A 12,260-nucleotide genomic window follows, 5' to 3' on the forward strand; every position below is an offset into this window, starting at 1 on the left:
CCCACGCCACCCCCCACCCGGTGCGGGTCGCCTTCTGCACGAGGCGGCCCGCACCCGCCTGTGTCCGGGGGCGGGTGTCAGTGCGGTGAGGCGATCGCCCGGGCCGCCGCCACCTCCTGGCGCAGCGGCTCCAGCACGCTCCCGGCCGGCCCGGTGAGATCGGTGCGGACCTCCACCAGCACCTCGGACTCCCGTACCCCCTCCGCCAACTCCCGCAGCTGAAGTGCCACTTGGTGGATCTCTCCGGCCGACGGCGGAGCCGCCCCGTGCCGCACCCGCACCCGGGCCGCCGTCGTCGCGTCCACGATCCGTTCCACCGCGACCACCAGCGGCCACCAGGCGGCGGCCCGGCGTCCGGTCGGCGGGGGTTCGGTCAGGGCGCGCTGGAACTCGGTGCGGATGACGGACAGATCGCGGTAGAGGCGGCGCCGCATCCGGGCCCGCGCGGCCGGTTCGGTGTCGTCGCCGAACGCGGACTCGACGTAGCGCGCGGTGTCGGTGACCGCGTCCGCGAGGCGGTCGCCGACGCGGGTGTGCCAGCTCTCCGGCCACAGGAGATAGCCGGCGACCAGGGCGATGCCGCAGCCCATGAGGGAGTCCAGCAGGCGAGGCAGGAGCAGGGCGGTGCCCTGGTGGTTGAGGACGTCGGACAGGAGCAGGATCACCGGGGTGATGGCGGCGGTCTGATAGCCGTAGCCGCGCGGGGTCAACAGGGGGATCAGGGGGGCAAGGCACAGCAGTACCGCCACGTCCCACCAACCCCGCGACACCTGCGAGAGCACCGCCGCCGCGACCAGCAGCCCCGCCACCGTGCCGAGGGCGCGCAGCAGGGCGCGGGAGAAGACGGAGCCGAAGTCCGGCTTCATCACGAAGGTGATGGTGAGGGCGACCCAGTACGAGCGGGGGACGGGCACGATCGAGACCAGCGCCTGGGCGATGCCGATGCACAGGGCCAGGCGCAGTCCGTAGCGCCAGGAGGCGGCGGAGAGGGTGACGCTGCGCAGGGCGCGGGCGGTGCGGATGCCGAGGGCGGCGGGCCGGCCCAGGCGGTCGTCGATGCCGCGCGGGTCGACGTCGGGCCGGGCGACGACCTCGGCCGCGTGGCGCAGGGCGTGGTCGACGGCACGGGCGGTCTCCGAGGCGGGCGCGGGGAGTCCGAGCCCTATCGGTCCGGTGTAGCCGGTCTCCACGGCGTGCGCGAGGTGGCGTACCGCCTCCGGGATCTCCGCCGGCAGGGGGACGCCGGCGAGATGGGCGGCGGGGGCGGCCTCCACGACCGGGGTGATGGCGTTCAACTGGGCCAACAGCCGGGTCAGTTCGGTGCTGCGGCCGTGGTGGCGGGCGCGCCGGGCCAGGATGAGGTCGTAGGACTGGTTCAGGGACTGGGTGACGGCGTGCCGGGCCTCGTCGTACTCCTTCCGCCCGCAGGCCGCCATCAGTTCGGCGACCTGCCGGTAGGTCCCGCCGACCGCCGCCCGCTCCGGCACCCCCGACCGCAGCGGCCACGCGAGCAGCGCGAGGAGCAGCACCAGCAGCCCGCCGCCGGACATCAGCAGCGGCGCGAGCCACCACGCGCCGGGCAGCGGCAGGCCCGCGCCGATCACGCAGTTGAGGAGGAGCAGCAGTCCGGATACGGAGGCCACCGCGCCGATCGTCGAGATCATCCCGGAGACGAGCGCGACGGCGGTGACGGTGGTGACCGCGAGCCAGCCGTGGCCCTCGACGAGCGCGCCCAGGGTGACGCCGATCGCGCCGAAGAGCTGCGGGATCGCGATCTTCAGCAGCCGCATGCGGTACGCGTCGGCGGTGTCGCTGATGACGCCGGACAGGGCGCCCATCGAGGCGAGCGCGCCGTACGCGGGCCGGTCGGCGGCGAGGCCGATCAGCAGGGGCAGGGCCATCGCGATCGCGGCGCGGGCCACGGCGGGACGGTTGACGGGGGTCTGCTGGGCTCGGAGGTTCCGCACCAGCCAGTCGGGAGGGGTGAGGCCGATGGGGAACGCGCGGGGCATGCGCCCATTATGGGCACCCCGCCCGGGTCAGCCGCGCTGGTGGAGGGTGATGTCGACGACCAGGGCCCGGTGGTCGGTGTCGGCCGGCGTGAGGAACCGGGCGCGGCTCGCGGAGAAGTCCCGTGACACCAGCACGTGGTCGATCTGCGCGCCGATCACCCCGGCCGTACGGGACGGCCAGCTCGGCGTGCGGTCGTGTCCGGCGAGCCGGGCCGCGTCTCGCAGCCCGGCGTCGAGGATCCCGCGGAAGGCCGCGTGGTCCTGGGAGGCGTTGAAGTCACCGGCCAGGATGGTGGGGGCGCCCCGGTCGGCGGCGGCCACATCCCGCAGCCGTCCCAACTCGCGCCTCCACACGTCGAGTTGACCTGGCAGCGGGGGCATCGGGTGCGCGAGCTGAAGCCGTACGGACTCGCCGCGCACCTCGGCGACGGCGCCGGGCATGCCCATCGTGCCGGTGACTCCGTCGGTCGGGCGCAGGGGGAAACGGCTGAGGATGATCGACCCCTGCGAACCGCCGGCCCGGACGGCCCGGCGGTAGGGGTACTCGACGGCGAAGGTGCCCTCCAGCGTGTCCTGGCAGGTGTACTCGCACTCCTCCACGAACACGATGTCCGGCCGCTCGCGGTGCAGGAGGGGTACGAGGGAGGGGGCGCCGCGGCCGAACTCCACGTTCGAGGTGAGCACCTTGAGCTCGGCGAGCGGGGGACCGTCGGGCTCGGCGCCGCTCCCGTACGGCTTGATGAACCACGTCAGCAGTCCGAGCAGGACGATTCCCCAGACCGTTCCGACGCGCCAGCGCGCCAGCAGCGCGAGCAGCAGGGCGAAGCCCGTGGGGGCGAGCAGCCAGGGCAGGAAGGCGAGGAACTGGGGGACGGGGGTGAAGCCGTCGCTGTCGGCGAGACGACAGCCGACGACCGGGCTCAGGGCCGCGAGCAGTACGGCGGCGGGCCACCGTCCGGCACGCAGCACCCGGCGCCGACGCTCGCCGTCACGGGGGCTGCCGCTCCCGTCCCCCCGCTTCGGCCTGAACGGCCTCGTCCTCGATCGCCGGACGGGCTGAATGGTCACCGGCCCGACATTACGGGCACGCGTCTGTCCGCGCCAGGAACTTCCCCAACACCTCGTTGAACTCCGCCGGCCGTTCCAGGTTCGGCAGATGCGCCGCCCCCTCGATCACCCGCAACGTCGCATCGGGCAGTGCCGCGTGCATCGCCTCGGCGTCGGAGACCGGCGTGTACTCGTCGTCGGCGCCCACGACGACCAGGGTCGGGACGGTGACGCGGGTGAGCAGGTCGCGGTAGTCGGGGCGGGCGGCCCGGGCGCGCAGGGCGGCAGCGGCGCCCCGTGGATCGGTGGCGGTCATCATGCGGTGCACATGCGCTTTGACCTCGGCGTCGGCGTACGGCGCCACCATCTTCTCCAGCACCTCGTCGGCGTAGCCGCGCATGCCCTCCCGCAGCAGCCGGTCCGCCATGGCGTGCCGCGCCCCGACGCCCTCGGGGGTCTCGGCGGCCGGGAAGGTGTCGGCGAGGACCAGGCCCCGGACGCGGTCCGGGAACCGCCGGTAGCAGTCCATGACGATCTGGCCGCCCATGGAGAGACCGCCCAGCACACACGTCTCCACGCCCGACTCGTCCAGCAGCGCCTCGACGTCCTGCGCGAACTGCCCGAAGTCCGTGATGCCGGGGGACGGCGGGGAGGCGCCGTAGCCGCGCAGGTCGGCGGCGAGGACGGGGCGGGTGGCGGCGAAGGCGGTGAGCTGGGGGTGCCACATCGTGTGGTCGAAGGGGTGGCCGTGAATCAGGACGAGAGGGATCGGCATGCGATCGACCGTAGGCAGGGGCAACTCCTCGGTGCAATAAAATCTTTGCCCTCGGTGCAATGGGTCGCAAGGGGTGGGGCTTCGATGGGACGAGGGCACGACTACCGCCGGATCGCCGACCGCATCGGCGCCGACATCGCCGCCGGACGGCTCCGCCCCGGCGAACGGCTGCCCCCGCAGCGGGCGTTCGCGCGCCGGCACGGGATCGCGGCCTCGACGGCGGAGCGGGCGTACGGCGAACTCGTGCGGCGCGGGCTGGTGGTGGGCGAGGTCGGCCGCGGCACCTTCGTACGGGCCGCCGCCCCGCTGCCGGCCGGGCGCGCGCTCACCGAGCCGGCGGCCGAAGAGCCGGCCGGACCGAGGCCCGGCGACCTGTCCGCGCCGGCCGGACCGAGGCCCGGCAACCCGTCCGCGCCGGTCGACCCAAAGCCCGGCAACCCGTCCGCGCCGGTCAACCTGGAGCTCAACTACCCTTCCGTGCCCGGCCAGTCGGAGCTGCTCGCACCCGCCCTCGCCCCGCTCCTGCGCCCGGACGTCCTGACCGAGGCCCTCCGCCCGGCCCCGGTCACCGGTACCGCGTCCGCCCGCGAGGCGGTGTCCGAGCTGCTCGCCGGACCCGGTTGGCGCCCCGACCCCGCCGGTCTCCTCTTCACCGGCAACGCCCGCCAGGCCATTGCCGCGTCCCTTGCCTCACTGGTCCGCCCGGGCGGTCGCGTCGGCGTGGAGGAGTTGACGTATCCGCTGGTCAAGGAGATCGCGGGGCGGCTGGGCTGCGAGCTGGTGCCGTTGCCGGGGGACGAGGACGGGCCGCTGCCTGATGCCGTGGCCGCCGCCCATCGCCGCGCTCCCCTGTCCGCGCTGTACCTGCAGCCGACGCTCCACAATCCGACCTCCCGGACCATGAGTGCCCGGCGTCGGAACGACCTGGCGGAATCCGTAAGGAACTTGGCGATCCCCGTGATCGAGGACCGGATCTGGTCCTTTCTGGACGCGACGGCCGAGGTCACCCCCTTCGCCGCTCTCGCCCCCGAACTCACCTGCGTGGTCGACGGGTTGTCCAAGCGGGTCGCGCCCGGGCTCACCGTCGGCTTCCTCGTCGTACCGCCCCAGCGGGTGGAGACGGTGGCGGCGGCCGTGCGGTCCGGGGGATGGGGTGCCGGGCGGTTCGCGCTGGAGGCGGGGGTGCGGTGGATCGCGGACGGGACGGTGGCGCGGCTGGTCGGGGCGAAGCGGGCGGACGCGGTGCGGCGGCAGGCGTTGCTCGCCGAGGTGCTCGACGGGTTCCGGGTGCGATCGGATCCGCGGGCCTATTTCGCCTGGTGGGAGCTGCCTGCTCCCTGGCGCGCGGACACGTTCACGGCGGCCGCCGCGGCCCACGGCATCGCCGTCACCCCGGGTTCCGCCTTCGCCGTCGACCCGCGTCGCACACCGGACGCGGTCAGGCTTGGACTCGGGTCGGCTGAGTTCCCGGATCTGGAGCGGGCGTTGCGGGTGCTCGGCGACGTCGTACGAGGTGCAGGACGAGGTGGCCCCAGCGGGCCGTGAGCCAGGTGGTCACCGCGACCGTGAGGCCCAACGCCAGGAGCAGCCAGGCAGTTTGGCGCAGGGTCGTGGTGAGGGCGTCGTAGATCGCCGCCGCCGCGGGGCGGTGGGTCTCGTCGGGGAGGTCGGTCAGGGTGAGGTGGCGGCCCAGGGCGACGGCGAGGCCGAGGGCGGCGCCGCCCAGGGCCGTGCCGAGGGCGGTCGCGGTGAGGGCGCGGCGGCGGCAGGCGGCGAGGGCGATGCCGGCCACGGCGAAGACGACGGCCGCCAACGGCAGCCAGAAACCGGCGACTTCCAGCACGTGGAAACCCTTTCGGAACCGGTCCACTTGCTGGGCCGGGAGGACGGCGACTCGGGTGTGCTCGACGGGGATGTCGGCCGCCAACGGCACATGGTCGGTGGCCAGTCGGTGTTTGAGTCGTGCGGTGATCGGGGCCAGGTCGACGGTCACGTCACCGCGGTCGGCCCTGTCGCGCAGGGCGGTCAGCACCGCGTCGTGGACGGCCCGGTTGCCGGTGTCCCACGCCGTGCGGAACGCCTCGGTCGCGGTGAAGGACCGGACCGCGGACCGTACGAAGGGACGCGCGGCGGCGGGCATCGGGCCCGCGTCGGTCCGGCCGTCGGCCTCGCGCATGATTCCGGCCCCGACGGAGTCGGCGACCGCGTCGCGCACCGCCGGGTCCGTGGCCAGCGGCGCCATCGTGGTGACGTACCGGCCGGTGTCGGCGAGCCCGTACGCCGCCCAGGCCGCCAGCGCGCCGAACGGCGCGAGGAGGCACGCGAGGGTGAGCAGAGCGGCCGCCAGGGCGCTCCTGAGACGGGAGGGCACCCTTTCAGGCAAAGGGGTCGGGGGCGGGCGCGCGAGCGCGGTGACTGCAAATGGGTGCACGCTGCAAGCCGAACGGGCGCTGTGTGTCGGAAACCGTGGCGGAGCTGGGCCTTTTGCCCTCCGGTGGAGGGTTCACCCGAACGGGTGTTTCCTGGTGCTGGGGAGAAGGAGGCCGATCATGCGCACCACTCCGGCCCTGCGGACCCTGGCCGCGGTACTGCTCACCGGTGGCACCCTCGTCGCCGCGGCGGCGGGCACCACGGCTGCAGCCGCTGCCCCGCCGACGTACGCCGACGGTCATGGCGGCGGTGGCGGATCCGGCGGTCCGATCTGGGGCACCATCGTCTCCCGCTCCGCACTGAACGTGCGGTCGGGTCCCACCGTCAACTCCTCCGTCGTCGACCGGCTCTCGCCAGGCAGTCAGGACCGTGTCGAGTGCATGGTCCAGGGCCAGAGCGTCAACGGAAACCCGTACTGGTACTGGCTCGTCGGCGCCCAGGGCTGGGCGAGCGCCGCCTTCGTGGACACCGACGGGCAATGGGTGCCGACCTGCGCGGACCCCTGTCCGCAGTGGCGGGACGGCAACTGGTCCAACGCGAACTGGAACGACCCGAACTGGAACGACGGCTCCTGGGCCACCTCGAGTTCCGGCTCCTGGAGCGCCTCGGGTTCGTGGAGCTTCAGCGCCTCCGGATCCGCGTCGTCGGCCTGGGACTGGCTGCCTTGGTGACGCTGCCTCGGTGAGGTGAGGGAAACCGAGGGAGAGACCGAGGAGGTCAGGAACGCGTGGGCCCCGGCGGACCTGTCCGCCGGGGCCCACGCGCGTGCCGTGTCGTACGTCAGCGCAGACGGTTTCCCTCGCCGTCCTCGCGCGTGTAGTAGCGGTAGAAGAAGACACCGAAGACGGCCGCCGTGACGACGATGCCCAGCGCCACCGAGCGGTAGATCGACTCCCCGGTCTGGCTGTAGAGGAAGCCGACCGCGGCGCCCGCGAAGCCGGACTTCACCAGCGAGTGCAGTTCGCGCTTGAGCAGCGGGGCGAAGGTCGCGACCGCCAGGCACAGCACGATGAACGCGGCCGCGGTGACGAAGCCGAACAGGATGTTCCAGCCGGTGATCTCGCCGCCGCCGCGCCGGTTCGCCGCGGCCCAGTAGCCGTAGACGAGTCCGAGGATCACCGGGATCCCGTAGCGCGCCGCCCGGTGCACGCGGTCGTCGAAGATGTCGGGTGTGTGGACGGGCCGGATCGTCCGGCCCGCGAACCGGCTGCGCGTCCTGCCAGGCATTCCGCCGGGCGTGGGTGCCGCTTGAGCCATGAGAGTGCTCCTCTCTCTCCTCGCCCCCGACTTCCAGAGCACACCTGCACAAGGGAGCTGGCAAGTCGTCGTGCCCGGATGCGGGCGGTGTGGGCGCGTGTTTCGCTGGGCCGCATGCGACGGGCCGGGACCGGGCGCGGCGACCGGGCCGCCCGGCATCAGATGCTGCGGGTGCGGGGGCGCAGTGTGGCCTGGGTGCCGCCGCTGGTGCTGCTGCTCGCGATCGCCGTCGTGGACTGGAACACCACCGGCGAGTTCCGGATCATCTCCTGGATCGTGCTCGTGCCCGGGATCGCCGCCGCGATCTGCGGGGTGTGGGGCACCGCCGTCATGTCCGTCCTCGCGGTCCTGACCTACGTCGTGGTCGACAGCGCGTGGCCCGGCGAGTACCAGGCCGGCTGGCCCGACTTCGTGCTCGTCCTCATCGGCGGCATCCTCGCCACCCTCGCCTGCGTGGTCCGCGTCCGCGGCGAGCTCCGCATGCTGCACATCCGGGACGTCGCCGACACCACCCGCCGTACCGTGCTGCGCCCGCTGCCCCCGCACTGGGGCGGCCTGGAACACGCCGCCGTCTACCTCGCCTCCGACGTCGAGGCGCGCGTCGGCGGCGACTTCTACGACGTCCAGCCCGGCCCGCACGGCACGCGCGTCCTCGTCGGTGACGTCCAGGGCAAGGGTCTGGGCGCGGTGGAGGCGGCGTCCGCGCTGCTGGGCACGTTCCGGGAGGCCGGGTACCACGAGGCGGACCTCGGCACGGTCGCCGAGCGGCTGGAGATCCGGATGCTCCGGCACCGCCGCCGTAACGCCGCGCTCGGCCCGGACGGAGGGGCGCCCGCGCCGGGCGCAGGGGTTTCCGTCGACAGCGACCGGTTCGCGACCGCCGCGCTGGTCGGCTTTCCCGAGGACGACCCGTGCGCCGTGGACGTGCTCCTTTTCGGCCACGAACCCCCGCTGGTCGTCGGTCCGGACGGTGTACGTCCCGTGCCGCCCGGCGACGGACTTCCGCTCGGCCTCGGTGAACTCGCCGTCGACGGGACGCCGTCCGTGCGCCGGGTGCCGCTCGCGCCCGGTGAGACGCTGCTGCTCACCACCGACGGGGTGACCGAAGCGCGGGACGCGGACGGGGAGTTCTACCCGCTGGCCGCCGACGTGGCCCGTGCCGTCGCGGCCGACCCGCGCACCGCGGAACCCCGGCGCCTGGTGGCCTTCGTACGGGACCGCACCCTGCGGCACTGCGGCGGACGGCTCGTCGACGACACCACGGTGTTCGCGGTGCGGCGCGACCGGGAACGAGGGTGAGGGAGGAACGCGGTCGGAGGGGGAACGGGCGGTCGGAAGTGGACGTTCGCAGTCCTGAGACCCACCTTTGCAGCCGCAGCGGTTACGGTGCTGGCGTACGTGATCGTCGGGGGATGGGGAGGGAACGGTGCCCGGAACCGTGCTGCTGCTGGCCGCTTCACCGGTCGGCAAGGGGTGCCTGGTGGACGCGGCCTCGGTGCTCCCGGTCCTCGCCGCCGTCGCGCCCGCGGTGCTGGCCGGCACCGAGACCGCCAACGTCGTCGAACTCGCCGACCCGCTGGAGCCGCAGGCCGTCCTGACCCGGCTGCGTGCCGCGGCGACCGCGCCGGGTCCGCTGACCCTCTTCGTCACCGGCCAGCTCCAACTCGACCGCCGGCAACGGCTGCCGCACCTCGCGCTGGCCCGCACGACGCCGTCCACGGTCCGCTACACCGGGCTGCCCTGGCACTGGATCCGGGAGGAACTGCGGCTGCGGCCGCCGGGCGCGACGACGATTCTCTTCGATCTGCACGCCGACGTGGAGACATGGGAGTGGCTGCGTTCGAGCCCGCTCGACTGCGGTCGCAACAACGCGGTCTACGGTCGGGTCGCACCGCCGCCCGGTCGGCGGACCGTGGCCGCTCCTGCGTACATGAAGGCCGTGGCGACGATTCTGCGCAGTGGGTTTCGGCCGCCGGTGGAGCAGTTGCATCAGCAGGCGCTGGCCAGAGTGGGGCCGGATGGCTTCGCCGACGTGCAGTTCTGTAGGGAGCCCTGGGTCCTGGGAGCCGTCCCTGGGGGCTCTGCCCCCAGACCCCCGTATCGGCCTGAACGGCCTCGTCCGCAGACGCCGGACGGGCTACGGGGTGACCCCCATCTTGAGATCTCCGCCGCCGTCCAATCCGGCCGCCACCTCGACGCCGACGCCCTCGCCGCCACGCACGAGCAACTTGCCGTGCGCGCGCACGGACCCGGTTCCGAGGCGGCGTTGCACTGGGCCGAAGTGCGGGCGGACCTGGCGATGTTCGCCGGGGATCCGGTGCGCAGTTGCCGGACCTGGCTGGCGGTGGCCGGGGCGCGGCTGACGGCCGGCCGTCCGGCGGACGCACCGGACGTGGAGGCCGCCGTGGACCGGGCACACCATCAGTGGGGACAGGTCGCCGATCCGGTCGCCGCACGTGAACTCGGCGCGGAACTGGCCGACTTGAGATCCCGGGTACCGGGCAGACGCGAGGGCGCCCTGGATCATGTGCAGCGCCAGCTGCGGCAGTTGCAGACGCAGGGCTAGTCGGTCCCGTCAGTACCAGAGGGTTGTCAGCCGCGCCTTCGTGATCGGATGCGCGGGCGTGAACACCTCGTCGATCCGCACTGTCGCGGGGCCCGAGAAGTGCGGGCAGGCCATGGTGGTGAACCGCTCCAGACCAGTGGCCGAGCTGAGACCCCAGCTGACACAGCCGCCGTCAGGACCGCTGAACGCACCGTCACCGGGCAGCAGGTCCTCGACCCAGCCGGTCGCCCGGTAGGTGCCGTCGCCCTGCGGACAGACGGATATCTCCCCGCGGCCGAAGTCACGGGTCTCGCCGGCGGTGACGCAGTCCGTCGTGCTCGTCGACCCGGCGGCGTTCGAGGTGGCGGCGGTCATGGGCAACAGGGCGCAGGTGATGCCGAGCATGGTCAAGGCGCGAAAGGGAGCTTTCATGGCAGTGCCTTTCTCCTCGGGGCAACGAGCAAAGCACAGGCCTCTCCCGGACCGCCAACAGTGTTCAACTGCTCCCGTTCGGACCGCCGTTGGGGGCCCCGACGAGCCGTTTCAGACCGTCAGACACGCCAGTGCCCCCGACACCAGCGTCTGCACCCCCGGTGCCACCGTCGACAGGTCCGGTGCGAAGTGGGGGCTGTGGTTGCTGGGGACGGCGTCGAACTTCTCCATCAGGTCCGTGCCGGGGGCCGCGGCCCAGGTCTCGGCGGGCGTGGAGGTCACGAACCAGTAGGAGTAGGGGAGTTCGCCGAGCGCGAGGCGGGAGAAGTCCTCGCTGCCCATCGCGGGGCCGGGGTCGAAGACGGTGGCCGTGCCGAAGACCTCGCGGTGGACGGCGGCCACGCGGTGGTCGGTGCCGGGGTCATTGACGGTGACCGGGAACTCATCGCCCAGGATCAGTTCGGGCTCGCGCGGGCAGCCCGCCGCACGGCACTCGCCCTCGGCGATCCGGCGGATTGCGGCGACCATCCGGTCCCGTACCGCCGGGGACTGGGTGCGGAGGTTGAGCCAGATGCGGGCGGTGGCGGGGATGACGTTCGGGGCCGTGCCCGCCTCGATGCGGCCGACGGTCAGGACGGCGGACTCGCGGGGCGCGATCTCCCGGCTGACCACTGTCTGCAGGCGGGTCACGATGTGTGCGGCTGTGACGATCGGGTCGACCGTCGTCTCCGGGCGTGAGCCGTGGCCGCCCTCGCCGTGCACCACGATCTCGACGTCCGTCGACGCCGACATGATCAGTCCGGGCACGTGCGCGTACAGGCCCGCCGGGCCCGGCGCCACATGCTGGCCGAGCAGCACGTCGGGGCGCGGGAAACGGTCGTAGAGCCCGTCCTCGATCATCGCGGCGGCGCCGCCCCCGGTCTCCTCGGCGGGCTGGCCGAGCACCAGGAGCGTGCCGGACCAGGTGTCGCGGCCGGCGGCCAGTGCGGTGGCGGCGCCCGCGAGCCAGGTGACGTGCAGGTCGTGGCCGCAGGCGTGCATCAGGCCGGGGGTGGTGGAGGCGTAGGGCAGCCCGGTCCGCTCCTCGACCGGCAGCGCGTCCATGTCGGCGCGCAGCAGGACGGTCGGTCCGTCGCCGTTGCGCAGCAGGCCGACCACGCCGGTGCCGCCGAGGCCCTCGGTGGTCTCGTAGCCGGCGGCGGTGAGGCGCTGCGCGAACAGACCCGCCGTGCGGTGCTCCTTGAACGCCGGTTCCGGGTGGCGGTGCAGATCCCGGTAGAAATCCTCCAGGGCCGAAACCGCGAGGTCGGCGGTGAGATCGAGGGCGGCGCGGGCGGCGGCAGAGGTCATACGGGCAGCGTATGGGGCCCGGCAACGCCCTGATGGGGCGCGGGGCTGTGTTGATGTGCGGCTCCGCCGCGTGGGCGCGACCAGCCACGGCGGCGCGGCAGTCGGCAGACGGCATCGGTCAGGGACGGCCGATTACGTGTGATCGCGTGCTTTCCCTCACCGCTGAGTCGTGTGTCGTACCTGCTCATGGGCAGGGTCGGGTCCCGTCGCCCGGGCCGGCCCCGCGTTCGCCGCGAGGATCAGGGTCACCACGGTGACCACGGCGGCGGTCAGGCCCCTGGCATAACGCTGGACGGTGCTGGTGCGTTCGAGCACGGCCACCTCGCAACAGCCAAATGTTGAACGAAAGCCAACGGTTAAACACGTTTACTGTGCGGTTTAACCTAGGGGCTGACAGCGGCGAACGGCAAGG

The 12,260-nt window shown here is 73.3% G+C and carries 12 protein-coding genes; 4 read left to right on the plus strand and 8 right to left on the minus strand.

All coding sequences use genetic code 11. The annotated features are described in order from the left end of the window. Positions 1-77: 77 nt before the first annotated feature. The 3 genes from ACIQI8_RS30090 to ACIQI8_RS30100 form a co-directional block, all read right to left on the minus strand. Entirely contained in the window at positions 78-2,012 is a 1,935-nt protein-coding gene (locus ACIQI8_RS30090; RefSeq protein ID WP_402356922.1) for an FUSC family protein, read from the minus strand. A gap of 27 nt (positions 2,013-2,039) precedes the next feature. Continuing rightward, positions 2,040-2,981 carry an endonuclease/exonuclease/phosphatase family protein gene (locus tag ACIQI8_RS30095; protein ID WP_402357949.1) on the minus strand — a complete coding sequence of 314 codons (942 nt, stop codon included), beginning with the start codon at positions 2,979-2,981 and terminating at the stop codon, positions 2,040-2,042. Positions 2,982-3,090: 109 nt separating this feature from the next. Continuing rightward, a complete protein-coding gene (locus ACIQI8_RS30100; RefSeq protein ID WP_402356926.1) occupies positions 3,091-3,834 on the minus strand; it encodes an alpha/beta fold hydrolase in 744 nt (247 codons plus the stop codon). An 84-nt stretch (positions 3,835-3,918) separates the two neighbouring features. Here ACIQI8_RS30100 and ACIQI8_RS30105 point away from each other — a divergent pair, with 84 nt between their 5' ends. Then, positions 3,919-5,379, plus strand: a complete 1,461-nt coding sequence (locus tag ACIQI8_RS30105) for a PLP-dependent aminotransferase family protein (protein WP_402356929.1) — start codon at positions 3,919-3,921, stop codon at positions 5,377-5,379. On the opposite strand, the gene ACIQI8_RS30110 is transcribed toward ACIQI8_RS30105, so the two are convergent. Then, positions 5,273-6,205, minus strand: a complete 933-nt coding sequence (locus ACIQI8_RS30110) for a hypothetical protein (RefSeq protein WP_402356932.1) — start codon at positions 6,203-6,205, stop codon at positions 5,273-5,275. The two genes, ACIQI8_RS30105 and ACIQI8_RS30110, sit on opposite strands and share 107 nt — an antisense overlap. Before the next feature lie 178 nt (positions 6,206-6,383). Here ACIQI8_RS30110 and ACIQI8_RS30115 point away from each other — a divergent pair, with 178 nt between their 5' ends. Beyond that, positions 6,384-6,935: an SH3 domain-containing protein gene (locus ACIQI8_RS30115; protein ID WP_402356935.1), complete on the plus strand. Its 552-nt coding sequence runs from the start codon at positions 6,384-6,386 to the stop codon at positions 6,933-6,935. A gap of 109 nt (positions 6,936-7,044) precedes the next feature. Here the strand turns inward: ACIQI8_RS30115 and ACIQI8_RS30120 are convergent, their stop codons facing one another. Beyond that, complete coding sequence (locus ACIQI8_RS30120) at positions 7,045-7,521, minus strand: hypothetical protein (protein WP_402356938.1); 477 nt, start codon at positions 7,519-7,521, stop codon at positions 7,045-7,047. A 114-nt stretch (positions 7,522-7,635) separates the two neighbouring features. Here ACIQI8_RS30120 and ACIQI8_RS30125 point away from each other — a divergent pair, with 114 nt between their 5' ends. Further along, positions 7,636-8,820 (plus strand): PP2C family protein-serine/threonine phosphatase, encoded by a 1,185-nt coding sequence (locus ACIQI8_RS30125; RefSeq protein WP_402356941.1) that lies wholly within the window; start codon positions 7,636-7,638, stop codon positions 8,818-8,820. Between the two features lie 127 nt (positions 8,821-8,947). Further along, positions 8,948-10,087 (plus strand): hypothetical protein, encoded by a 1,140-nt coding sequence (locus ACIQI8_RS30130; RefSeq protein ID WP_402356944.1) that lies wholly within the window; start codon positions 8,948-8,950, stop codon positions 10,085-10,087. A gap of 9 nt (positions 10,088-10,096) precedes the next feature. Here ACIQI8_RS30130 and ACIQI8_RS30135 read toward each other — a convergent pair whose 3' ends face one another. The 3 genes from ACIQI8_RS30135 to ACIQI8_RS30145 all read right to left on the minus strand — a co-directional run bounded on the left by ACIQI8_RS30135 (position 10,097) and on the right by ACIQI8_RS30145 (position 12,163). Continuing rightward, a complete protein-coding gene (locus ACIQI8_RS30135) occupies positions 10,097-10,498 on the minus strand; it encodes a hypothetical protein (RefSeq protein WP_402356947.1) in 402 nt (133 codons plus the stop codon). 111 nt (positions 10,499-10,609) lie between these two features. Then, positions 10,610-11,848, minus strand: a complete 1,239-nt coding sequence (locus tag ACIQI8_RS30140; RefSeq protein WP_402356950.1) for an amidohydrolase — start codon at positions 11,846-11,848, stop codon at positions 10,610-10,612. 156 nt (positions 11,849-12,004) lie between these two features. Further along, positions 12,005-12,163: a hypothetical protein gene (locus tag ACIQI8_RS30145; protein ID WP_402356953.1), complete on the minus strand. Its 159-nt coding sequence runs from the start codon at positions 12,161-12,163 to the stop codon at positions 12,005-12,007. Between the last annotated feature and the right edge of the window lie 97 nt (positions 12,164-12,260).

This window comes from Streptomyces sp. NPDC092369 (assembly GCF_044755245.1).
Lineage (GTDB): Bacteria > Actinomycetota > Actinomycetes > Streptomycetales > Streptomycetaceae > Streptomyces.